Source organism: Paenibacillus sp. MT86 (assembly GCF_058792535.1).
The window spans coordinates 473,046-495,481 of sequence record NZ_CM179499.1; the positions used below are offsets into that span (position 1 = coordinate 473,046).

Below are 22,436 nucleotides of genomic sequence, written 5' to 3' on the forward strand. Positions count from 1 at the left end.
ACGGGTTAGAGTACTGCTGTTGACTCCGTGTTCCATTCAGAGGTTTTTTTGTTTGATGTCCGTTACATTCGGCAAATCTCTTTGGGGCAGTCCTCGCAGTGGCAAATATTCCGCAAATAGGCGGGGTCATTCAGAACGATGCGCCCCCGCTCGGTAGAAATCACGCCAAGATCCTTAAGCTCGTTCAAGATACGGTTGACGCTTTCGCGAGTAGAGCCGATCATCTCCGCCATCTCCAGATTCGTGATCCGCTTGCCGATGATAGCCCTGTGATCCTTGGCGGTCCCGCCGGTGCCGTACATATTGTACAGCCGCAGCAGCAGAGAGCATAGGGCGCCGGATTTGCCATGCAGCAGCAGATCGCGCAGTTTGCTCTGCGTGGTACGCTGCATGAGCGCCATCCAGCCCATATATTCCATGGCAAAGTCACCGTTGATGCGGATGATTTTATCCAGCTCGGTCTGGGGCACGACGCCGACCTCGCTATCCTCCATGGCCCTGGCTTCGAAATGATGCACGGCTCGTCCGAACGGATCGGGCTCACCGAACAGATCGCCCGGGATGTGGAGCGACAAGGTTGCCGACAATCCGCCTTCCAGCAGCTTGGATACCTTCAGGCTTCCCCGGTTTACGAAGTACAGCCGGTCGGCAGGATCGTTCTCCTGATACAGACAATCGCCGGCAAACAAACCGATTGGCTCGGCCATTTCCCGGATTAAAGCGAGATGCGGCGGCGAAAAGACGAAGGAAGTGCCCGCAGGAAACAGCCCTCCATCCTTCGCATCGGACCTTGCAGCTCGATTCTGTTTCATACGATCTTCTCCTTTTCGTAACTTATTCGGCAAGCTGATAATTGTCATTCGTTAGTTTGAATGTATCGGTCAGACCTGAGGTGAGATAAATTTGATGGTCGGTGGTGACGAAAATGGCATCGGCGTCATCCCGGCTCTCGACGAACTGCCGACCTTCCGTAAGCCCAAGCGAAAAGACGGATGTCGACATGGCATCGGCGTCCATGGACGTGTCGGTCACGATCGTCACGCTGAGCAGGTCGTTATCGACCGGATAACCGGTGAAGGGGCTCAGAATATGGTGATACACGGTTCCTTCTGCTTCGAAGAAGCGCTCATACACGCCGGAGGTCACGATGGTCTTGTTGACGGCTTGAAGGGTACCCAGGGATTGCCCGCGATCCTTCTCAGGGTCCTGGATGCCGATATTCCATGGTGAGCCGTCCGGCTTTGAACCCATGGCCAGGATGTTGCCCCCGAGGTCAATGATGGCGGAGCGGAAATCCTGCTGCTGCAAATAGTCTGCGATGACATCTGCGGCATATCCTTTGGCGATGGCGCCTAGATCCAGCGACATTCCCTCCTTCTCCAGCCGGATGGCATTCGATGCCGGATTTAAAATCACATCCTTGTAGTTCATTCGCTGAATGGCGGCGGCGAGCTCATCTTCTTTCGGCACTGCGGGGTGTTCGCCCCCGATGCCCCAGAGATCCACCAGCGGGCCTACGGTCGGTTCGAAATGTCCGCCGGAAGCCGCTGCGTAATCGATGGCGGTCTGGACCACCTTGAAGGTCTCTTCCGAAACGCTGACCTCGGATTTGCCCGCCGCTTGATTGACCTGATCGATCTCGCTGCCGGCCAGCTGCCGGTTCATACGCTGGTCGATCCGTTCCAGCAGAGCCCTAACCTCGTCGAAATGCCGGGGTGTCATCCGTTCATCGTAAACGCGGAGACTTACAATGGTATCGAATATAAAGTAACGTTCGGCTGCCGGTTCGGTGCTGGCGGCTGTCTTCTGATCCGCTTTGGTTGTGCAGCCGATCGCTCCCGTCATCAGCAGGGCGAGCATGATCAACAGGCTGCCGCAGGAAAGAAACTTCCTATACATGATAGTGCCTCCTCTTCGAATTCTGATGCTGTTTTTGCATCGAGTTCCGATGATCTCAGCGTATCAGACCCTTATCCCGCTGAATGTGAGAAAAATCATTTCTGGCACTTGGAGCAGCCCTGATAATGAAGATAAGCAAAGCGAAGTGGAGAGATGCTGATGAAACGCGGAGATATTGGAATAGCGCTTGTGCTGATAGCGGCTGTCGCCTGGTTTGGAATATCCAAGTTTATGGGGGAAGACGGAACGGCAAAGGGAACCTATGCCATGATCGAGGTGAACGGAAAGCATTATGATACGGTGGCGCTGACGGAAGAGCCCCGAGACATAGAAATCCGGACGGAGCGGGGATACAACCTCTTGAGGATCTCGCGCGAAGGGATCGAGATGGTGGAGTCGGATTGTCCGGATCAGCTCTGCATCGGGTTCGGCCACGTTCACGACATCCATGGCACCATCGTATGTTTGCCTAATCGCGTGTTCGTGGAAGTGACCGGAGAACAAATTAAAGGAAGTGAGCCGGATGCCGTTGTCTCCTGATCCGCATGCGCTCCGCAAGCTGGTCGTGATCGCCATCTGCGCATCATTATCGGTGGTGCTGGGCATTGTGGAAGCCCTGATTCCGTTCGCGGTCACGATACCCGGCGCCAAGCTGGGGCTCGGCAATATTATGGTTCTGACCTGTCTGGTCTGCCTTGGGGGCAGGGATGCCCTGTGGCTCATTGTCTTAAAAACATTGTTGACCGCCTTTATACTCGGCAGCTTCTCGACCTTTCTGTTCAGCATGTTCGGCGCTCTGGCGAGTTATCTGGTGATGTATGTCATGCTGAGGCTCGGGGGGAGCAATTTCAGCTTAACCGGCGTGAGCATCGCTGGCGGCATCGCTCATAATATCGGGCAATTGACGGCAGCCTCGCTGGTATTGGGAACGGCAAAAATTTATTATTACCTGCCCTTTCTGCTCGGGGCGGGCGTGGTGACCGGGATCTTCGTCGGATGGGCCGCAAAATATCTGATCGAATCCCTGCGGCGTATTGATCTGTTCGGCATGTTTCACACAGAAAGCTAAGGGGGAGGCGTTAGGCATGGCGGGCATAACCGATAAGTCAGAGCATGCGGTAAATCTTAAGCATGTATATTACGGGCAGGGCTGTACGAACGTGCTCAAAGATGTCTCGCTGGCGATCCCCCATGGACAGTGGGTATGCATCGCCGGAAGAAACGGGGCAGGCAAGTCCACGCTCATTCGGCTGTTGAACGGCCTGCTCCTCATGAGCCGGGGACGCATTCTGATCGATGGGCTGGAGCTGAACGGCCGCACGCTGGGCGACATTCGCCGTCATATCGGCATGGTGTTTGCCAACCCGGACGATCAGTTTGTCGGCCTCACCGTAGAGGATGATATCGCGTTTGGCCTGGAAAATCTGTGCCTGAGCCGGGAAGAAATGCAGCAGCGGATTCGAACCTATGCGGAGCGGCTGGATATCGTCCATCTGCTCCAACGGCATCCGGCCACTCTGTCCGGCGGACAGAAGCAGCGGGCGGCCATCGCTGCCGTGCTGGCGATGGAGCCTTCCATCGTTGTCATGGACGAGGCGGCCTCCATGCTGGATGAGAAGGCCAAGCATGAGCTGCTGGGCCTGATGCGGGCCATGCACGCCGAAGGCAGGTACACGCTCATCTCCATCACCCATGATGTGGAGGAGATGGCCGAAGCCGACCGGATGGTCGTGCTGGACGGCGGCATGGTGGCAGCGGACGGCAGTCCAAAGGAGCTGCTTCTGCAGGACGACTTGCTGCGGCAGTGCAGGCTGAAGGCGCCTTTTGCCCTCCAGCTGTGCAGGGAGCTGAAAGCGAGAGGAATCGATATCGGCGAGCTGGTCAGGGAGAAGGAGGTGCTGGAGGCATTATGGTCATATCATTCGAAGAGGTTTCTTACCGCTACCGGGACCGGGGGATGAGTCCTATTCTTGGGCTTGACGGCCTGAATCTGGAGCTGGAGGAAGGCCGAATGATTGCCGTCCTCGGTGCGCCGGGCTCGGGGAAATCAACGCTTCTCCAGCATATGAACGGTTTGATTCGGGCGGATGACGGCCTGATTCGCATTTTGGATTTCCGCCTTGAATCGGGCGACGGCAAGAAAATTCCCGCCGGGCTGCGGCAGCGGGTCGGCCTGGTGTTTCAATATCCGGAGCAGCAGCTGTTTGAAGAAACGGTGGAGAAGGATCTCTTGTTCGGACCCCTTAATTTCGGACGGAGTCCAGCTGAAGCCGCAGAGGCGGTCCGCAGAGCGGCATCCTTCGTCGGATTGGATGAGGAGCTGCTGGGGCAGAGTCCCTTCAAGCTAAGCTCGGGCCAAATGCGGAAAGCGGCGGTCGCGGCCGTATTGGCGGCCGATCCCGACATTTTGGCTTTGGATGAGCCAACGGCCTCCCTCGATCCTGCCAGCCGGGAGGATCTGATGCAGCGGCTGCATGGGTTAACGAGGTCGCAAGGCAAAACCGTCCTCGTCGTCACTCACCGATTGGAGGAAATCGTGGCCTTTGCCGACGAATTCGTGGTAATCAAAGACGGCAAGGTCCTGTTTCAAGGAACGGCCGGGGAGCTCGTACAACGGCAGGAGGTGCTGGAGCAGGGAGGTCTGATGGCTCCTTCCTCCATGCGGATGGCGGGTATGCTGGCCGCACAGCTTGGAATCGAACCCGCGGAAATGCTTCCGGATGCGGCAGCATTGGCGGAATGGTATGCGGAACTGCTGGGATCATAGGACAGGGCCGGCAGGGCTAGGCAGAGGAGATAGGAGGGAGCCGACATGAAACGAAAAATCATCCTGGGCCGATATATGGAAGGCGATTCATGGGTTCACCGTCTGGATCCCCGCGCCAAGACGGCGGCCATGCCGCTCTTTATGGTGGCGGTGTTCCTGGTGGACGGATATATGGGGGTACTCGCGCTGCTGCTGTTCACTGCGGTGGTGATCCGGACCACGCGCATCCCGTACCGCTATTACATCAGAGCCATGAAACCGCTGATGTTCCTGCTGTTGTTCATCCTGGTATTTCACATCCTTTATGATGCGGGAGGCGGGAAACTGCTGGATGTGGGCGCGTTCAAGGTATATGCCGGCGGATTGGAAAAAGGGATCGTGTCCGCTTCGCGGATGGGACTCTTCATCATGCTGGCGGCGGTGCTGACCTTCACGACCCAGCCGGAGCAGCTGGCCCAGGGGCTCGGCAGCCTCCTGCGGCCGCTGACCTGCATCGGAGTGCCGACGGATCGGCTGGTGCTGATGCTCGGCATTGCCCTCCGGTTCATACCGACCATCTTCGAGGAAGCCGAGCGGCTGTGGAAGGCCCAGCAGTCCCGGGGACTGGACCTGTCATCCCGCCCGCTGAGGGAGAAGGCGCGGCTGATCATTGCCCTGCTGGTCCCGGTAACGACAGGCGCTTTCCGGCGCGCGATCGGGCTGGCCGATTCCATGGAGGCCCGGGGCTATCGCCTGGGTGCGCGGCGAAGCAGGTTCAGGACGTTTGTATGGAAGCGGGCGGACACGTTATTCGTGGCGGCATTTCTGCTGCCCGTGGCCGCAGCCGCGCTGCTGTAACGGCGGTCTGAAGAGCATGAAAACCGCAGTCCTTAAGGACTGCGGTTTGTGGTTTATTGTTACTCGAATTGGATAGGGAAGGTCCCGCAAACGCTGGTGGACGAGTTGCTGCAGCCTTCTGGCTCTGATTCGTTTTCAATGTCTTTTAATAGCTTTGTGAATTCGCCTAGATAAGGCTGCAGGACATGCTTCTTGTTATTGATTTTCCCTTGAACGATCTCGGCAAACCGTCCGTTCTCCGGTACTTCTCTTGCAGAGACGAGTCTCCCGTTCTTGTAATTCTCTACTCTAAAGTACTCTTCGTCCTCGAAGCGTTGATTCAGTCCAGTATGGAGCTCCATCATCCCATAGTCACCCGTTCGATATACGCCTTCGCTGATGGAACTCCCGTAGTCCTCCATAACGTTTGCATATGCGAACCCTTTGTAGTCAGGCGTGGACTTATCCCTTTTATAATAATTCAGCAGTTGAATGCGGCCGCGGGCCAATTTGGATTGCATCAATTCATTTGCCTGCTCCTGGTCCGATACGGAAAACTCCAAGAGAGTGTTCCCATTCCGGTATTCAAACCCAAGGATGTCCAGGGATTGCATCACCGTATAACCTGACAGCAAGTCATGATCCTTGAAAATGCCCTTCGAGATTACATGAAAATCAAAATCAGGGTTGCTTTCGCTCCGCATTCCCGTTCCGTTAGGACGATCGTTTCGCCATTCCCCTTCGTAGACGATTTTCATATCCTCGGGAAGCTTGTCCGATATGTATTTGCCTGTACCGGATCTTTGTCCATTGTACCACTCGCCGCTGTATACTTTGGATGGTCCCCATCGCATCGTACCTTTTCCGTGAGGTTTGTTGTTCTTCACTTCACCATAGTAGGTGGCCCCGTTAGGGAGGGTCAAACTAACTTGTTGGCTGGAGGCTTCCGTCTCTTCATGGGTAAACATAAGAAACAGCAATGCCAGTGTAAAAAAGCGTAGGTATGTTCTGATCACGTTGTAATACGTCTCCTCTAATCTGCTGATTTTTAATTTTGGCGTATCCCATAAGGTGGATGATTTACCCAGTCAAATCATAGATGAGATGCATGTCTGCCGTAAAGTTATAATATGGGAATTATATCAGTGAACTGGGATTTGACCGATCTTTTTTGTGAGTTTTACAATGCATCTCATAGAAAATATAGATAAAAAACACCGATCCTTTACGGAACGGTGTTTTTGTCATACCTATTCATTCATCGGCATCGGTGTATCCGTCGGCTCGATCCCCTCGTAGGCCCGGTCCACGGACAACCGGATTTCCTTCAGGCTCAGCCCCTGCTGCCTGCCGTCCAGGTACATGTTCGTAACGTCCAAGCAGGTTTGGCAGAATTTCGCGTGCGTGGTTGGCGTGAGCCTGCCGTCTTCCTCTTGAGCATAGTAGCAATTGAGGTTGCTGCTATGGCCGGCATCGCCGCATCCGCAGAAGCAGGGCATGAAGGCCAAGTGGCTGGCATGGAGGATGGCTGCATTGTATTCCTTCACGCTGGACATATGTGGTAGAGGCGTATCGGGATGCAGCAGGTAGTCGGTTTTGCCGTCGGAACGGCCAGCAAGGGCTTCCGCATAGAGGATGTCGCTGCGATACGCGCCGCTTACTACTTGAACGCCGTTCACGCCTTCAAAGGTTTGCAGCGTAAGCGCAATGGCTTCTACCGCCCGTTCTCCCTCCTCGGAGCCGGTAAAGGCACGAAACGATGGGGACAGCTCCACCACGGTCACCCCGTGTTCGGTTCGGATTTCTACGAAGTTTACGCCGGCCGGGATGGCACTTTCAAGTTCAGGCGGCAGCAGATCCGAAAGCTGGGTCAGCATCGTCATGGCACTGACTTTGGGATAGTTGACGGAGGTATCCGTCTGCACGTACTGGGATACCGGCGTGAATAAACCGGTATGCGGGTCATAGGCATGGAGGGTTACGCTGGGCATCGTGCTGGGGATGGCCGAGAGAATCGTTCCCTTGGGCGGACGTGTACCGTTCGCAGCGATATCTTCCAGCTCCCGCAGGATCCCGTCGCTTGATATATCTTCGGTCAGTCTTCCGAGTTCTTCCTCCTGAGCGTTCAGGAACAGGATGGTCGGGTGCTCCGTAATACCGTACCGGTTAACGGCTTCCGTATCCTCCGAAATGCTGAAATACTGGTAACGGTAGTCCGGCGAGGTTGCTTCCATCTGCTCCATGACGCCCAGCGCCTTGGAACAGCCGCCGCAGCCCTTGAGCGCAAAAATGGCGATGGAGCTCACTTGCGTGTCAACGGTCTCCTGTTCCGCAAGAGGAGATGTCCTGAATAGCATGAAGCCCCCGGCAGCAAGCAGGAGCAGGAAGGCCGTCAGCGCAATTCGCCACCGCCAGATTCGTGTGCGATGCATGTCTATTAAACATCCTTTCATATCGAACAGGGATGCATCCATGATGGACGTATCCCTGTTCGTTTGGAGTATATGGCTTCATGTCTGTCTTTAGGGCAGGAAATAATGGAGCAATGCCTGCAGATCATGCTGAGCCGGGTGATCCGCGAAGTCGCCGATCATGCGCTGGGCAAGTTCCGCATAGGAACGGGCAAGCTCTTCGCTCTGCTCGATCGCGCTGCTTGCGGCGATGCGGTGGATGACGTCATCCATGTCTGCCGCGGCGGAATGAGGGCCGAGCTGCCTGATTCTAGGTGCAAGGGCAGGATCGTTTAGGGCGTAAAGCACCGGCAGCGTAATGTTGCCGTTTCGCAGGTCTGCGCCAGCCGGCTTGCCGATGGCCTCCCTGGGCTTCGTGAAATCGAGCAGGTCATCCCGGATTTGAAAGGCCATGCCGAGCGACTCCCCGAATTGAAAGAGCCGTTCAGCGGTTCCGGCATCCGCATGGGCTGCTTCCGCGCCCGCTTTCAGGCAGTGGGCCATCAACAGGGCCGTTTTGCAGCGCGTTTTCTCCAAATACTGCTCCATCGTCAGTCCGAAGTCGAAGCGGTGTTGAAGCTGATCGTATTCTCCCATGCAGAGCTCGGTGACCAGCGCCGCAAGCTCGGCTAATCGGTAGGCCTCGTCTTCGGAGACGTCTTCGCTGTTCCCGTCCGGGTCGCCGCCCGGATGACCGGCGGCCCATTCGATGGCACGGGCAATCATGTAGTTGCCGATGTGCACCGCCGTCTGGACATCGGTCGTCTCGTGCAGGGTCGGCATGCCGCGCCGCATATCGGATTGATCGATAATGTCATCGTGCACCAGCGAGGCCATGTGCAGATATTCAAGCAGTACGGCGGTTTTCATGACGGCCGGCTCGTGGCCGCTTTCCCCGAAACGGCTGCCGAGCACGACCATAAGCGGGCGCAGCCGCTTGCCGCCGGCATTAATGAGATCCATGACGCTGCTCAGCACCACGGAGGAAGGGGGGAGGTCGCGGTCTGAGCTGACGACCTCCCGGAGCAGGCTATCGAAGGAAGCGAGATCCACTCCGATTCGGTTATGAAGGTTCATCTGTATCCGCGCCCCTTTCCATGGATGGCTCCTTACGCGCTCCGCTGCTCCAGATAGCTGCGGATTTCGCGCTTAAGCTCGTTGAATATCCTTTCGGGTGAAACGTTCTTGAGCAGGCTGAGCTGCATGCGCTTATGAAAGGGGAGAAGCCGGGACAGCAGCTTCCATTCCTTTCGCTTGACGGCAATCCGGTACATGAGTCCGGTCAAATAATCGCCGTCCAGCAGCAAACGCGTCAGTCTCTCGTTATCCTTCGCTTGCAGCTTGCCATGCTTGTTTAGCGCAGTATGAATCAGGATGCAGCAAGCCAGCACCGTCATTTTGCGTGAATAGGCGAGTTCATAAGCGTTGAGCATATCGGCGATGTCCCTCACCGGTCTGTTATCCATCTCCATCCAATCGATATCCGTTCCGGAATCGATATGCGACCGAAGCAGGTCGATCGTATCCTGTAATAGCTTCATATCCATCGTTATTGACTCCTTCCGGAAGGCTCGTGTTGATCAGAGTGTGAATGCCGGCAGAACGGTTAGGGCTTGAGCTTGATTCGGCAAAGCGCGATACGATCAGCCGTTCTATTGAATAGAGAAGAATTAGTCCGTATACACGTACCAGCGCCTTACGATCGGTATTCGCTTCCACACCTTTTTCAGCCAAGGATACACATAGTAGTCAAGTCCGAACGTGCTGCCCGATCCGCCGATCAAGGCGATTCCCGCTGCCAGGTACCACAGCATCTCGTTAGGCGCCATACCCGATACCCAAACCATGGCGCCCATGGCGACGCTGGCTACGGCTGCAGGTGCCGTGAACAATCCGACGATCAGCAGGATGCCGACGATCAGCTCAGCCAATACCATCGAGGTCTGAAACACATAGGCAAGCGAAGTATAGCCGCCGTCTCCGGTATAGAACATCAGGTCCATCGACCAGTCGACGATGGATTTCAAGAAATCCGGCACCGGAAGGGCGGTGACCGCTTCTGCGGTATAAGCGGAGGCGGCGGATACCGCGTCTGCCGCTCCGGCTCCGGCTGCATCGGCGCCTGCAGCGGAAGCTGCGCTTACGCCGTCGGCAGCTTTGGCAGGAATGAGGAACATTTTATTCGGATCGTCAATGATCTTATGAATCTTATCCCACCCTTGGGACAGCCACATCCATCCGGCAAAAATCCGCAGCGGAACGAGCCAGAAATTCGGCGAGCGTTTGGCAAAATGCCCGCCCACGAAGCTGCGGTTGTTCCGGACATGGAAGAATTCATGCAGCATATAATGGTATACCTTGTTGAAGCCGCAAACCTGGAACAGATAGAGCATGTTGATCAGATGTTTGACCAGCATGGCCGGGAAGCCGCTGAGCCTGAACATATGGCCCGGCACGCCGACGTTGGCTACCCCGTAGCGGCTGCCGATACAGACCATCGTACCGTGGAACGTCGGCTTGTAGGATTTCATCGGTTTGTTCGATATTTCAGCGACGATGTTATGCGCAATGACCGGGGCCGCGAGTTCCGCGTTTTCCACCATTTGAGGTACGGGTGCAGCCGCGCCCTCAGGAATGTAGAAAATATTGTCCCCGACGACGTATACGTTCGGATGAGCAGGAACTTGAAGCTTGTCGTTGGTCAAAATCCGCTTGCGGCCTTTTTGCTCGACATCCATGCTGCCGACCACATCGGAACCTTCCACCCCCGCGGTCCAAATAACGGTGCGGGATTTGATATCGCTGCCGCCGACGGTAACGCCGTCCGGCTTAACCTCCGTAATCTTGGAGCCGGTGATGATGTTGACGTTCATTTTGCGCAGCCGCTTCTCGGCTTTGCGTATTAACGGCTCCGGCAGGATTGGAAGGATCTTGTCGACCATGTCGGCAACGTGAAGCGTAACCTCGCTTGGATCCACGTAGAATTCCTTGCATAACTGCTGCGTGAACTCGGCCAACTCGCCGATCATTTCCACGCCGGTGAATCCGCCGCCGACAACGACGAAGGTCAGCATTTCCTTGCGGACCTGCGGGTTGCGCTCGAGAACCGCTTTGCGGAACATATTCAGGGTATGTTCTTTCAGGCGGACCGCATCATCGTAAGACCACAGGGTAAAGGCGTGTTGATCCGCACCCGGTATGCCGAAGAAGGTCGGCTTGCTGCCTGTACCGATGACTAAATAGTCGTAGTCGTAGGTCTGTTTCTCTCCCTGGAGCGTTTGGCCGTCAAAGTCGATGCCGCCGATTTCATCCAGCACCACGTCCACGTTCCGGAACCCGGAAAATACTTTTTTCAGGTCGATTTTGATGGAATCCTCCTCGACCCGGTTGGCGGCCACTTCATGAAGCTCGGTCAGCAGCGTATGATACGGCTTGCGGTCGATGAGCGTTATCCGCAAATCCTTCTGTTTGCGCAGTCGTTTAGCCAGCTTCTTGGCGGTAAGTATACCGCCGTATCCGCCGCCCAGCACGATAATCTGTTTCATGCGAATCTCCCCTCAAGGAATAGTTGTCTTCTTTCTATCGTACTTGTGGCTTATTTGGCGCCTTCGAGCGCCTTCGCTGCCAGTTCTACGAATCCGTTGACGTGGATGGATACACCGGAGATGGCATCGGTTTTGCCGTCTTCACCCGTTACGATGGCCTGCGGATCTTGCTTTTCGATCAAATACTGCTCGGCTTGATAAGCCTGCTCGTGCCATTCGGATTGAGCCCCGCCGTTCTTCATGCCGTACTCGCCTGATTTGGAACGGGTGACTTTGTCGGTGCCTCCGTCTTTATGAACGCCGTTCCAGCTGACTGCGGCGATTTTACCGTTAATTACGGTCACGTCGACGGTTTCCTTCCAGCCGGATTTGGCATCGAAGTCAGCCGCTTCCGCGTGGTAGCTGCCGTCTTTGTATGGTCCTGCTTCAACAGGTCCCGCGGCCAGTGCTTTTGCTGCCAGTTCCGTAAATCCGTTGACATGGATCGATACCCCGGATACGGCATCCGTACGGCCCTCGTCGTTCAAGGCGAGGCCTTCAACCGACTGCTGAGCCACCAGGTATTCCTCCATCTTGGCTGCCTGCTCATGCCATTCCGCTTGAGCGCCGCCTTTTTCCTTCATGCCGTAGAAGCCTTTTTCGGAAAATGTCTTTTTGTCCAACCCGCCGTCCTTATGAAGACCGTTCCAATTGGCGCTGACGATTTTACCGCCTTCGACTTTAATCGCGACGAGTTCCTTCCAGCCGGAATCCTCGGCAAATTCGCCTTCGGCGTAATATAAGCCGTCCTGCAGGGCCGTTCCTTCTTGGGCCGGTTGCTCCGCGTTTCCGGCATTATCCGTGTTTTGGCTCTCTGCCGGTTTGTCCGTGGTGACAGGCTCTTTGTCTCCGTTGCCTCCGCAGCCTACGAGCAGCGCGAACATCAACATGACGGAGAGGGATAGAGAGAGTGTCCTTTTCATTCTGGTTTCCTCCTATAATTTTGTGAATTACTTCACAAATATTGTTCTTGAGTTCATTGTATTCTGAAAAAGAATAGTTATCGGTGAAAAAAATCACAAACTGACGCGGTGCTTCATGTTCAGGCGAGCATGCTGAATTTCAGGAAGTTGAGCATCCATCAAATAATGCCTCGAATGTCATCCAGGGATTGAATGCCCTCGTTCTCCATCAGTTGAATCAGTTCTTCAGCCAGGGTATCTCCCGCACGGAGGTTGATGAAGTTGTACGTACCGATTTGTACGGCTGCGGCGCCTGCCATGATGAATTCGAGGATATCCTCGGCACTGCAGATGCCGCCGATTCCCACCACCGGGATGGACACCGACCGGGCCACCTGATGGACCATCCGCAGGGCAATCGGCTTAATCGCCGGCCCGGATAATCCGGCGTAGGCTCTGTCAAAAACGCTGCGACGTTCCCGAATATCAATTGCCATCGCTTGAATCGTATTGATTAGCGAGAGGCCGTCGGCCCCTTCGGCTTCACACATCCGTGCCATTTCCCTCAAATCCTTCGCCCCGGGAGAGAGCTTGACGAGCAGAGGCAGCGTGGTGGCATTGCGGACTGCGCGAACCACCTCTCGAGCCTGCTCATTCTCGATGCCGAAGGCAAGCCCGCCTTCCTTGATGTTGGGACAGGAGATGTTAAGCTCGATCATGTCGACGGCCCGTTTGCCGGCTGAGCGCAGCTTGCGGCTGGCTTCGGTAAGCAGCTCGGCGCCCTCCGCATATTCGCGTACAGTGCCGCCGCCGAGATTGACGATGACCGCTGTCCCGTGCGAAGTCATGTCGGATAATTCGTGCTCCAGAAAAGCCCGGATTCCCGGATTCTCCAAGCCGATGCTGTTCATGATGCCCGATGGCGTTTCATAGATCCGCGTACCCGTATTGCCAAGCCGCGGGGTCAGGGTCAATCCCTTGGAGACAATGCCACCGAGCTTGCGAAGCGGATACAGATCCGCATACGGTTTGCCGAAACCGAACGTGCCCGAGGCTGCTAATATCGGATTCGACAGCGGCACTCCCGCCAGTTCACAATCGATGGAGATCATTCCAGTTCACCTCCTTCGCCAGAAATACGGGGCCGTCGGTGCACGCCTTGCGGTTCGAACCCGCGGCAGTTAACGTGCAGCTGTTGCATGCCCCGATGCCGCAGCCCATTCGCTTCTCGATGGAAACGTGGAGCTTGGCGTTTGTACCTTCGGCTTTTTGCGCCAAGCTGTGCATCATCCCAACCGGGCCGCAGGCAAATATCGTGTCATAGCGGCTCGGGTCCACTGCATCGACGATGGTGCCGCCGGACTTCACCGTGACATCCCGGCTGATTTCGTGGAATCCGTTGACTCCGAAGGGAACGCCGGCGTATCCCAGATACACGCTGGCTTCGGGAATTTCCTTAGCTGCGAGCAGCAGCGGAGCCACTCCGATACCGCCTCCCACCAATGCCGTCCGTCCTTGGGGTTTAGGAAACCCTTGCCCGAAAGGCCCTTCCAGCTGTATTTTGTCACCCGCTTGAAGCGCCGACAGCAGCCACGTACCGGTTCCCTGCACGCGATATAAGAAGGAAACGGAATCCTCCGTCAGGTTATGAACGCTGATCGGCCGTGACAGCACGGGATAGGCATCCCAGCAGCGAAGCATGAAGAACTGTCCCATTCGTGCCGAATAGCTGCCTTGAACGGTAAGTCGATAGATGCGATGGGCCAGTCTGACATTTTGAATAACAAGGGCCACGTTCTCATTCTCCTCCCTTGGCGTACTTTTTCCGCCCGCTATGTTCCTTGCTACAGTATCACAGACAGATAAGGCTACCTGTGACATTTCTCATATTCGGGCGTTGCCGAGGCTTGATACTTTTTGTATACATAACGCTAGGCGAGAAAAGGGTGGGGATCATACATGAAAACACTAGTGATCGTTGCACATCCGGGTCTGCATGAGGGATCACGGATCAATCGCGAGCTAACCGAAACGGTGGGACATCATCCTGAGGTGACGGTGCATGACCTGTATCAGCGGTATCCGGATGGCATCATCGACATCGCGGCCGAACAGCAATTGCTGCTTCGGCATGACCGCATCGTGTTTCAATTCCCTTTCTGGTGGTACAGCTCGCCGCCTCTTCTGAAGCATTGGTTCGACGAGGTGCTGACCTTCGGATGGGCTTATGGCCCGGGCGGCGACAAGCTCCGGGGGAAAGAGTGGGGCGTGGCCGTGACGACCGGCGGAGCAGCGGAAGCCTATGGCAACGCAGGATATAACCGATACACGGTGGAAGAGCTCACCCGGCCTTTTGAAGTGACGGCCAGTCTGGTAGGGGCGGTCTACTTGCCGGTATTTACCGTGCATAATGCCATGCAGCTGACAGATGAAGAGCTGCGGCGTCATGCTGAGGATTTTGCGCTGCACGTGACAGGCGCGGTGAGGGCCGGATAATAAGTGGGGCTGAGTATCATTTTTCGATTCGGAAACGAAGGATACGGTTTTACAAAATGAAAAAAGCGAGATCAGGGATCTCGCTTTTTTTCGTATATATTGAGCTTCATAATCAGTTCGGTGGCGTATAAGCTACACCTTCTCCAACGTACCGGCCGAAATCTCTTCAATATAGTGGCAGGCCGCCTGATGGCCTCTGTGCTCATCGATTTCCCGAAGTAACGGCGCCTCGGATCGGCAGCGATCCGTGGCATACATGCAGCGGGTATGAAACCGGCAGCCGGAAGGTGGGTTGATCGGGGACGGAACATCCCCCTTGAGAATGATGCGTTCCTTCTTGCGGTCGGGATCCATTGTGGGGATGGCCGATAACAGAGCACGGGTGTAGGGATGCTGCGGGCGCCGGAAGAGGGAGTGTTTATCCGCGATTTCCACGATCGTCCCCAGATACATCACGATAATTCGGTCCGAAATATGTCGGACGACCCCAAGATCATGAGAGATGAACAGATAGGTCAGCTTGAATTCGGTTTGCAGCGATTTCATCAGATTGAGTACCTGTGCCTGGATGGACACGTCGAGCGCGGAGACCGCTTCATCACTGATGATCAGCTTGGGGTTCACGGACAAGGCACGGGCGATCCCGATTCGCTGCCTTTGTCCGCCACTGAATTCATGAGGGTACCGATTGGCTTGATAGGCGGCCAGGCCGACCGTTTCCAAAAGCTCAATGGCACGGGACCGACGATCCTTCTTTGGCACGACATTTTGGATGTCCATCGCTTCTTCGAGTACTTGGAGGGCTGTTTTTCTAGGATTAAGCGAAGCGTAGGGGTCCTGAAAAATCATCTGCAGGTCTTTACGCCTTCGGGTCATCTGCGCTTTGTTCAGGGTGAGCAGATCGGTTCCCTCGAACAGCACCTCGCCGGAGGTCGGTTCGTCCAGTCTCAGAATAGCCCGGCCCGTAGTTGATTTACCGCAGCCGGATTCGCCCACGATACTGACGGTTTCCCCCTCGTGCACAGAGAACGAAATGTCATCCACGGCTTTGACGACGTTGACGGTACGGCCCAGGATGCCGCCTTTGATCGGAAAATACTGCTTGAGGTTTTTGACGGTTAACAGCTCTTTGCTCATGACAGAACGTTCACCTCGCTTTCCGGTTCCCACTGATCGGTGTATTTCCAGCACCTGACTTGTTGGTTATCATCCAGTACCTGAAGCTCCGGCAGTTTGTCGTAACACAGCTTGGCTGCATGGGGGCAGCGTGGGGCGAAGCGGCAGCCTTCCTGCGGATCATAGGGGCTCGGAACCGAGCCCTTAATCGGCTCGAGCGTTTCTTTATCGATATCATGCCGCGGCAGCGAGTTCATTAGGCCGATGGTGTAGGGGTGCTTCGGATGCTTGAACAGGGTCCGCACATCGGAATATTCCACCACCTTTCCGCAGTACATGACCGCCACGTCATCGCAGGTTTCCGCGACGATGCCCAGGTCATGGGTGATAAAAATAATCGACATCTGCAGCTTCCGCTGCAGCTCCTTCATCAGCTCCAAAATTTGAGCCTGAATGGTCACATCGAGCGCCGTGGTCGGCTCGTCTGCAATGAGCAGATCCGGATTGCATGCCAGCGCCATGGCAATCATGACACGTTGGCGCATACCCCCGGACAGCTGAAAAGGGTACTGCCGGACTCTTTTTTCCGGGGAGGGGATGCCGACCAGCCTCAACATCTCGACGGCTTTGTCCATGGCTTGTTTTTTACTCAGATTTTCATGGATTTGATAGGCCTCCGCGATCTGGTCGCCGACGGTGAAGACCGGATTGAGCGAAGTCATCGGCTCCTGGAAGATCATCGAGATTTGATTGCCCCGGATTTTCCGCATCTGCCGGTCCGATTGTTTGAGCAGATTCTCGCCGTTATACAGGATTTCGCCTCCGACGATTCGCCCCGGATCAAAGATCAGCCGCAGGATGGACAGGGACAGTATGCTTTTTCCAGAACCGGATTCGCCCACGATCCCGAGCGTCCTCCCCTTGCGTACGGTTAGGCTGATATCATCCACGGCTTTCACTTCGCCCAGTTCGGTAAAAAAAGAGGTGCGCAGGTTCTTGATCGTCAGCAGATTTGATGCGTGCTCTTCCATCTGTCGTAGCTCCCTTCGCTTTCAATTGGTCTGACTGTATTTGCGATTATGAGGACTCTGGTTCCGCTATTTTTAATTTTCCGCTTTTGTGTGCATGGACTGAAAACGGCTCAGTTGGCCGCTTTAGCGTAGTTGAGGACTCTGGTTCCGCTATTACTTGATTTTCTGCCTTTTAGCAGCAGGTTGAGGACACCAGATCCGCTATTGCGAGATATTCCGGGATGAATCCGTGGTTTCGGGTACATTAACGGATCGTGTGTCCGCGTGGATTCGAAAATAGGTCGATTATCGGCAAATAGCGGATCGTGTGTCCGGACGGGCTCCCCAAACGGCTCGATTAGCAGATCGTAAGTGCGCACGGGCTACCCAACGGCTCAATTACAGTAATTAGTGGGTTGAATGTCCGCATGGATTCGAAAAATAGGTCGGTTATCAGCAAATAGCGGATCGTGTGTCCGGATGGGCTCCCCAAACGGCTCGATTACAGTAATTTAGTGGGTTGAATGTCCGCAGTGGCCCGTAACAACTTCAGTAAATCTCGGGTGTGCATGGACTTAAAACGGCTCAGTTGGCCGCATTAGCTAGTTGAGGACTCTGGTTCCGCTATTTTATTAAATTCCGCCTTTTAGCAGCAGGTTGAGGACACCAGATCCGCTATTGCGAGATATTCCGGGATTAATCGGTGATTTCGGGCGCATTAACGGATCGTGTGTCCGGATGGGCTACCCAACGGCTCAATTACAGTAATTAGTGGGTTGAATGTTCCGCAGTGGCCCGTAGCTTCTGTAATCTCGGGTGTGCATGGACTTAAAATGAGCTCAGTTGGCCACATTAGCGTAGTTGAGGACTCTGGTTCCGCTATTTCATTAAATTCCGCCTTTTAGCAGCAGGCTGAGGACACCAGATCCGTTATTGCGAGATATTTCAGGATTAGTCGGTGACTTCGGGCGCATTAACGGATCGTGTGTCCGCATGGACTCGAAAATAGGTCGATTATCGGCAAATAGCGGATCGTGTGTCCGGACGGGCTCCCCAAATGGCTCGATTAGCAGATCGTAAGTGCGCACGGGCTACCCAACGGCTCAATTACAGTAATTAGTGGGTTATATGTCCGCAGTGGCCCATAACAACTTCAGTAAATCTCGGTTGTACATGGACTTAAAATGAGCTCAGTTGGCCGCATTAGCGTAGTTGAGGACTCTGGTTCCGCTATTACTTGATTTTCTGCCTTTTAGCAGCAGGTTGAGGACACCAGATCCGCTAATGCGAGATATTTCATGATTAATCCGGGACTTCGGGCGCATTAACGGATCGTGTGTCCGCATGGACTCGAAAATAGGTCGATTATCGGCAAATAGCGGATCGTGTGTCCGGACGGGCTCCCCAAACGGCTCAATTACAGTAATCAGGGGTTTATAATATAAGTCCGCAATGGGCCCCAAACAGCTCGATGTTCGGCAGACAGTGAATCCCGCCGTGTCCGCCTACACTCAACCCGCGATCGACGAAAAATCGCCAATCAATCGAAATCAATGCGCTTGTTGAAGTACCGGTAGGAGATGTCCACGAGCAGATTCACGAGTACAAACATGATCGAGAGCACAAGCACGGTTGCCTGTACGACCGGGAAATCCCGTGCCCGGATCGAGTCGATGACGTACCGTCCCATGCCGTTCACGGCAAATACGGACTCGGTCAGCACCGCCCCGCCCAGCAGGCCTCCGAATTCCAGGCCGATGACGGTAATGACGGGAATCATGGCATTTTTCAAGGCATGCCGGTAGATGATGACGCGCTCCCGGACGCCCTTCGCCTGGGCGGTACGGATGTAGTCCTGGCCGATGACCTCCAGCATGCTGGACCGGGTCATTCGGGCAATAATCGCGGCGCCCCCGGTCCCGAGCGTGATCACGGGCAGGACGGTTTGCGACCACGTGCCCCAGCCGGAGGGACGGAACCAACCCAGATCCACGGCAAAATATTGGATCAGCATGAGCCCCAGCCAGAAATTCGGCATCGACAGCCCGAACAGGGCGATGAACATGACGCCGATATCGGCGGGGGAGCTTTTTTTGACGGCGGAGATGATGCCGGCCAGAATGCCGAGAAATACGGCCAGGATCGTTGAGTACACGGCAAGCTCAACGGTGATCCAGAACCGGCTTTTGAAAATTTCATCGGCGATGGGGCGGCTGCTGCGGATCGAATCTCCCAAATCCCCCTGAAGCAAGCCGCTGACGTAGTTCCAATACTGAAGCGGCAGCGGATCGTTCAATCCGAGGTTCTCGCGGATCTTCTCGACCTGCTCCTTAGGCGCCCCTTCCCCGATAATGACCTGCGCCGCATCTCCCGGAATGAGGTGCATCAGCAGGAAGACAACGATGGTCACGCCAATGACGACAGGTATCGTTTGAATCAGCCTTCGAATGGAATAGATGAGCATGGCCCGGCAGCTCCCTTCATTATTTTTTCATTTTCGGGTCAAGGACATCCCGCAAGCCGTCACCCAGCAGATTAAATGCGATGACAACGAACACGATCGACAAGCCGGGAAACAGGGCCACATGAGGGTGGTCCATGATATAGTTGCGCCCATCATTCAGCATGGCTCCCCACTCCGGCGTGGGCGGCTGCGCGCCAAGACCGAGGAAGGACAGGCCGCTGGCGGTCAGGATCGCTACCGCAATCCGCAGCGTCGCCTGCACGATGATAGGGGATGTGATATTCGGCAAAATATGCCCGAAGATGATTCGGCCGTCGCTGGCGCCCAGCGAACGCATGGCATCAACATATTCGAGCTTACGGACGGCCAGCGTGGAGCCCCGAACGACTCTGGCAAAGGTAGGGATCGAAAAAATACTGACGGCAATGATCACGTTGAACAGGTTTTTTCCAAGGACGCTGACAACCGCCAATGCCAGCAGAATGCCGGGAAACGCCAGCATGACATCGGTCACTCTCATAATGAGCGCATCCCATTTACCTCCGTAATAGCCCGAGATGATTCCGAGCACGACACCAAAGGCTGCACCGATGATCACCGAGATAAAACCGACCGAGAGCGTGAGACGCATGCCATGAATAATCCGCGTGAAAATATCTCGACCGTTGTGGTCCGTACCAAACCAATGGTCGGCGGACGGCTTCAGCAGTTTCGTAGAATAATCCACTTTGGTCGGATCATACTGGGTGAGCAGGGGGCCGAAAATCGCGATAAGGATCATCAGCAGGAGAAAATAGCCCCCGAATAAGGCCGCTTTGTTCTTCTTCAGACGGTGGTAGAAAGATTTCCATTGTACAAGGCGGGTTCCACTAGGGAGCGATTCTGGTGTTCTGGCATCAGCGGTCATGTTAGGCACGTGAAATCATCCTTTCTCCAAGTATGGATGTCAGAATTGGTGTCGTATAAACGTGAGGTAAATCTGGCTTCTTCTGGTATAAATATCAAATAGTAAAATATATGTTAACTGTGTATAAAATATTTTCCTATTTTGATTGAGAAGGGGGAGTTTGTTTCACATGACAGGTAATAGAAGATTCAAATGGCTTGTCTGCATTCTGGTCATGCTTACCGTACTGCTGTCGGCGTGCGGCAGTCCAAGCAAGAGCAGTAACCCGGAAACGCCGCCAAGCGGCACCAATACGCCGGCACCTGAACCGGGGGCTAAAGATCCTCCCGAAGGAACAACCGACACCGGTGCGAATGAGCTTGTGATTGCCTGGCTTTCTGATCCGCCATCCATGGACCCTCATATGTCGACGGACCAGCAAACGAGTGTAATGACAACGCATATTTATAACACGTTGGTGATTCATGATAAGGATCTGAACATTCAACCGGGGCTCGCCGAGAGCTGGAAGGCAATCGATGAATTGACCTGGGAGTTCAAGCTGAGACAAGGCGTGAAGTTTACGGACGGCTCTCCATTCAATGCAGAGGTGGTCAAAGCCAACATCGACCGTATGCAGGATCCGGAGGTAGCATCTCCGCGCGCTTCGCTTGTGGGCATGATTAAAGAGGTTAAAGTCGTTGACGAATATACGGTACAGCTCGTGACCGAGTATGCTTTCTCGCCGCTGCTTGCCCATCTGGCCCACTCTGCGGTCAGCATGGTTAGTGCGGAAGCCATCAAGCTGGATTACGAGAAGCTGAAGGCAGGCGAGAAGGCAGGCGCTTATCTGGCGCAGAACCCTGTTGGCACGGGCGTATTCAAACTAGAGAGCTGGAACCCGGGACAGGAAGTGAAGCTGGTAGCGAACGCTGATTATTGGGGAGATAAAGCGAAGGTTGAACGGGTCACGTTCAAAGTGGTGAGCGAAGAGGGAACGCGGATCGCGGAGCTGGAAACCGGTTATGCGCATATTATCGACCCGGTGTCGCCGAGCAGCATCAGCCGTATCGAGAGCACGGACGGCATGTCCTTGAACCGCCAGGCTTCGCTCAGCTTGTCTTATATCGGATTTAATAACAACAAGGAGCCGTTTAACGATGTGCGGGTGCGGCAAGCCTTGTCGATGGCCATCAATAAGGATGAGATCATCTCGGGCATCTACGAAGGCACGGGCATTCCTGCCGTCGGTCCGCTGGCACCGGACGTGAACGGCTATGATGCTACCGTTAAGCCGATCGAACATAACATCGACAAAGCGAAAGAACTGTTGAAAGAGGCCGGATACGAGGGTGGCTTCTCAACGACCATCTGGACCAATGACAACCCGGAACGAATTAAGATCGCCGAGTACGTACAATCCAAGTTGAAGGAATTGAACGTCGAAGTCAAAATCGAAGTGGTCGAGTGGGGTGCGTATTTGGCCCAAACCGCAGAAGGCAAGCACGACATGTTTGTTCTCGGCTGGTCCACGGTAACGGCCGATGCCGATTATGGCATGTATGAGTTATTCCATTCCAAGAATGTAGGGGAGCCGGGCAACCGTACCTTCACGAAGGATCCGGAACTGGATAAACTGCTGGATGCCGGGCGTAAAGAGAACGATCCGGAGCAACGCAAGCTCATCTATAAACAGGCGCAGGAGAAGCTGGTTGAGTTAGCGCCGATGCTGTATATCCATCATCAGGAGTATTTAAACGGAGTCAGCAGCAAGGTGGAAGGCTTCTGGCGGCATCCGAACGGCATCATGCAGCTGCACCAAGTGTCCATTCAGCCATAAGGATGTCCTGAAAGCTTTATAGCTTTGAATCGTCATGATATAAAGAGGATTTACAGCAAGAGGCTCCTATCCGGGGGCCTCTTTTTTGATGTTGTTCGGTGTTGGGACAGGAGATAGGGTTAACCAGCCAATGGTTCATGATCATCCTCGTCGGGCATCCGATAGATCATGCAGCTTGCGAGCGAAGGGAGTTGATGTGCTGTCTT

21 protein-coding genes are annotated in these 22,436 nt (G+C 54.7%); 7 read left to right on the top strand and 14 right to left on the bottom strand.

Translation table 11 applies throughout. The features are described 5' to 3' along the window. Positions 1 to 62: 62 nt before the first annotated feature. Positions 63 to 812 carry a Crp/Fnr family transcriptional regulator gene (locus AC3RCL_RS02010; protein WP_492534404.1) on the bottom strand — a complete coding sequence of 250 codons (750 nt, stop codon included), beginning with the start codon at positions 810 to 812 and terminating at the stop codon, positions 63 to 65. 22 nt (positions 813 to 834) lie between these two features. Continuing rightward, positions 835 to 1,899 (bottom strand): FAD:protein FMN transferase, encoded by a 1,065-nt coding sequence (locus AC3RCL_RS02015; RefSeq protein WP_492534406.1) that lies wholly within the window; start codon positions 1,897 to 1,899, stop codon positions 835 to 837. 159 nt (positions 1,900 to 2,058) lie between these two features. On the opposite strand from AC3RCL_RS02015, the gene AC3RCL_RS02020 reads away from it, so the two are divergent. The 5 genes from AC3RCL_RS02020 to AC3RCL_RS02040 are packed head-to-tail and all read left to right on the top strand — an operon-like array spanning position 2,059 to position 5,503. Then, on the top strand, positions 2,059 to 2,439 hold the full coding sequence (locus AC3RCL_RS02020; protein WP_009593819.1) for a NusG domain II-containing protein: 381 nt from the start codon (positions 2,059 to 2,061) through the stop codon (positions 2,437 to 2,439). Beyond that, entirely contained in the window at positions 2,423 to 2,968 is a 546-nt protein-coding gene (locus AC3RCL_RS02025) for a Gx transporter family protein (protein ID WP_492534408.1), read from the top strand. The genes AC3RCL_RS02020 and AC3RCL_RS02025 overlap by 17 nt, the downstream gene beginning before the upstream one ends. Before the next feature lie 16 nt (positions 2,969 to 2,984). Further along, positions 2,985 to 3,860 (top strand): energy-coupling factor transporter ATPase, encoded by an 876-nt coding sequence (locus AC3RCL_RS02030; RefSeq protein WP_492534410.1) that lies wholly within the window; start codon positions 2,985 to 2,987, stop codon positions 3,858 to 3,860. Continuing rightward, positions 3,809 to 4,666 (top strand): ATP-binding cassette domain-containing protein, encoded by an 858-nt coding sequence (locus AC3RCL_RS02035; protein WP_277747625.1) that lies wholly within the window; start codon positions 3,809 to 3,811, stop codon positions 4,664 to 4,666. Before AC3RCL_RS02030 ends, AC3RCL_RS02035 begins: the two co-directional genes overlap by 52 nt. A 45-nt stretch (positions 4,667 to 4,711) precedes the next feature. Continuing rightward, positions 4,712 to 5,503, top strand: coding sequence for an energy-coupling factor transporter transmembrane component T family protein (locus AC3RCL_RS02040; protein ID WP_192569971.1), 792 nt, complete (start codon positions 4,712 to 4,714; stop codon positions 5,501 to 5,503). A 59-nt stretch (positions 5,504 to 5,562) separates the two neighbouring features. Here the strand turns inward: AC3RCL_RS02040 and AC3RCL_RS02045 are convergent, their stop codons facing one another. The 8 genes from AC3RCL_RS02045 to AC3RCL_RS02080 all read right to left on the bottom strand — a co-directional run bounded on the left by AC3RCL_RS02045 (position 5,563) and on the right by AC3RCL_RS02080 (position 14,212). Continuing rightward, complete coding sequence (locus AC3RCL_RS02045) at positions 5,563 to 6,498, bottom strand: MORN repeat-containing protein (protein ID WP_492534413.1); 936 nt, start codon at positions 6,496 to 6,498, stop codon at positions 5,563 to 5,565. A gap of 234 nt (positions 6,499 to 6,732) precedes the next feature. Further along, positions 6,733 to 7,914 (bottom strand): PCYCGC motif-containing (lipo)protein, encoded by a 1,182-nt coding sequence (locus AC3RCL_RS02050; RefSeq protein WP_492534415.1) that lies wholly within the window; start codon positions 7,912 to 7,914, stop codon positions 6,733 to 6,735. A 90-nt stretch (positions 7,915 to 8,004) separates the two neighbouring features. Next, complete coding sequence (locus AC3RCL_RS02055; protein ID WP_492534417.1) at positions 8,005 to 9,009, bottom strand: polyprenyl synthetase family protein; 1,005 nt, start codon at positions 9,007 to 9,009, stop codon at positions 8,005 to 8,007. Between the two features lie 32 nt (positions 9,010 to 9,041). Continuing rightward, a complete protein-coding gene (locus tag AC3RCL_RS02060) occupies positions 9,042 to 9,479 on the bottom strand; it encodes a hypothetical protein (protein WP_009593826.1) in 438 nt (145 codons plus the stop codon). Between the two features lie 123 nt (positions 9,480 to 9,602). Continuing rightward, the gene (locus AC3RCL_RS02065; protein ID WP_492534419.1) at positions 9,603 to 11,477 is read right to left on the bottom strand and encodes an FAD-dependent oxidoreductase; all 1,875 of its coding nucleotides are present in this window, start codon (positions 11,475 to 11,477) and stop codon (positions 9,603 to 9,605) included. 50 nt (positions 11,478 to 11,527) lie between these two features. Continuing rightward, positions 11,528 to 12,439 (bottom strand): FMN-binding protein, encoded by a 912-nt coding sequence (locus AC3RCL_RS02070; RefSeq protein WP_012818625.1) that lies wholly within the window; start codon positions 12,437 to 12,439, stop codon positions 11,528 to 11,530. 158 nt (positions 12,440 to 12,597) lie between these two features. Then, positions 12,598 to 13,530, bottom strand: a complete 933-nt coding sequence (locus AC3RCL_RS02075; RefSeq protein ID WP_213580018.1) for a dihydroorotate dehydrogenase — start codon at positions 13,528 to 13,530, stop codon at positions 12,598 to 12,600. After that, positions 13,511 to 14,212, bottom strand: coding sequence for a dihydroorotate dehydrogenase electron transfer subunit (locus AC3RCL_RS02080; RefSeq protein ID WP_192569965.1), 702 nt, complete (start codon positions 14,210 to 14,212; stop codon positions 13,511 to 13,513). The genes AC3RCL_RS02075 and AC3RCL_RS02080 overlap by 20 nt, the downstream gene beginning before the upstream one ends. A gap of 165 nt (positions 14,213 to 14,377) precedes the next feature. On the opposite strand from AC3RCL_RS02080, the gene AC3RCL_RS02085 reads away from it, so the two are divergent. Then, positions 14,378 to 14,914 carry an NAD(P)H-dependent oxidoreductase gene (locus AC3RCL_RS02085; protein ID WP_090910206.1) on the top strand — a complete coding sequence of 179 codons (537 nt, stop codon included), beginning with the start codon at positions 14,378 to 14,380 and terminating at the stop codon, positions 14,912 to 14,914. 132 nt (positions 14,915 to 15,046) lie between these two features. Here AC3RCL_RS02085 and AC3RCL_RS02090 read toward each other — a convergent pair whose 3' ends face one another. The 4 genes from AC3RCL_RS02090 to nikC form a co-directional block, all read right to left on the bottom strand. Beyond that, positions 15,047 to 16,051: an ABC transporter ATP-binding protein gene (locus AC3RCL_RS02090; protein WP_492534422.1), complete on the bottom strand. Its 1,005-nt coding sequence runs from the start codon at positions 16,049 to 16,051 to the stop codon at positions 15,047 to 15,049. Continuing rightward, positions 16,048 to 17,061 carry an ABC transporter ATP-binding protein gene (locus tag AC3RCL_RS02095; RefSeq protein ID WP_213580022.1) on the bottom strand — a complete coding sequence of 338 codons (1,014 nt, stop codon included), beginning with the start codon at positions 17,059 to 17,061 and terminating at the stop codon, positions 16,048 to 16,050. Before AC3RCL_RS02095 ends, AC3RCL_RS02090 begins: the two co-directional genes overlap by 4 nt. A 1,519-nt stretch (positions 17,062 to 18,580) precedes the next feature. Next, the gene (locus AC3RCL_RS02100) at positions 18,581 to 19,504 is read right to left on the bottom strand and encodes an ABC transporter permease (RefSeq protein ID WP_012818632.1); all 924 of its coding nucleotides are present in this window, start codon (positions 19,502 to 19,504) and stop codon (positions 18,581 to 18,583) included. 19 nt (positions 19,505 to 19,523) lie between these two features. Further along, entirely contained in the window at positions 19,524 to 20,420 is an 897-nt protein-coding gene (nikC, locus tag AC3RCL_RS02105) for a nickel transporter permease (protein ID WP_096774799.1), read from the bottom strand. Between the two features lie 160 nt (positions 20,421 to 20,580). Between nikC and AC3RCL_RS02110 the strand changes: the two genes are divergently transcribed. Then, a complete protein-coding gene (locus AC3RCL_RS02110; RefSeq protein WP_096774798.1) occupies positions 20,581 to 22,230 on the top strand; it encodes a glutathione ABC transporter substrate-binding protein in 1,650 nt (549 codons plus the stop codon). The last annotated feature ends 206 nt before the right edge of the window (positions 22,231 to 22,436 follow it).

Coding starts and splice junctions, on each gene's coding strand:
- AC3RCL_RS02010 (WP_492534404.1), bottom strand. CDS start 812: ATGAAACAGAATCGAGCTGCAAGGTCCGATGCGAAGGATGGAGGGCTG.
- AC3RCL_RS02015 (WP_492534406.1), bottom strand. CDS start 1,899: ATGTATAGGAAGTTTCTTTCCTGCGGCAGCCTGTTGATCATGCTCGCC.
- AC3RCL_RS02020 (WP_009593819.1), top strand. CDS start 2,059: ATGAAACGCGGAGATATTGGAATAGCGCTTGTGCTGATAGCGGCTGTC.
- AC3RCL_RS02025 (WP_492534408.1), top strand. CDS start 2,423: ATGCCGTTGTCTCCTGATCCGCATGCGCTCCGCAAGCTGGTCGTGATC.
- AC3RCL_RS02030 (WP_492534410.1), top strand. CDS start 2,985: ATGGCGGGCATAACCGATAAGTCAGAGCATGCGGTAAATCTTAAGCAT.
- AC3RCL_RS02035 (WP_277747625.1), top strand. CDS start 3,809: ATGGTCATATCATTCGAAGAGGTTTCTTACCGCTACCGGGACCGGGGG.
- AC3RCL_RS02040 (WP_192569971.1), top strand. CDS start 4,712: ATGAAACGAAAAATCATCCTGGGCCGATATATGGAAGGCGATTCATGG.
- AC3RCL_RS02050 (WP_492534415.1), bottom strand. CDS start 7,914: ATGCATCGCACACGAATCTGGCGGTGGCGAATTGCGCTGACGGCCTTC.
- AC3RCL_RS02055 (WP_492534417.1), bottom strand. CDS start 9,009: ATGAACCTTCATAACCGAATCGGAGTGGATCTCGCTTCCTTCGATAGC.
- AC3RCL_RS02060 (WP_009593826.1), bottom strand. CDS start 9,479: ATGGATATGAAGCTATTACAGGATACGATCGACCTGCTTCGGTCGCAT.
- AC3RCL_RS02065 (WP_492534419.1), bottom strand. CDS start 11,477: ATGAAACAGATTATCGTGCTGGGCGGCGGATACGGCGGTATACTTACC.
- AC3RCL_RS02070 (WP_012818625.1), bottom strand. CDS start 12,439: ATGAAAAGGACACTCTCTCTATCCCTCTCCGTCATGTTGATGTTCGCG.
- AC3RCL_RS02075 (WP_213580018.1), bottom strand. CDS start 13,530: ATGATCTCCATCGATTGTGAACTGGCGGGAGTGCCGCTGTCGAATCCG.
- AC3RCL_RS02085 (WP_090910206.1), top strand. CDS start 14,378: ATGAAAACACTAGTGATCGTTGCACATCCGGGTCTGCATGAGGGATCA.
- AC3RCL_RS02090 (WP_492534422.1), bottom strand. CDS start 16,051: ATGAGCAAAGAGCTGTTAACCGTCAAAAACCTCAAGCAGTATTTTCCG.
- AC3RCL_RS02095 (WP_213580022.1), bottom strand. CDS start 17,061: ATGGAAGAGCACGCATCAAATCTGCTGACGATCAAGAACCTGCGCACC.
- AC3RCL_RS02100 (WP_012818632.1), bottom strand. CDS start 19,504: ATGCTCATCTATTCCATTCGAAGGCTGATTCAAACGATACCTGTCGTC.
- AC3RCL_RS02110 (WP_096774798.1), top strand. CDS start 20,581: ATGACAGGTAATAGAAGATTCAAATGGCTTGTCTGCATTCTGGTCATG.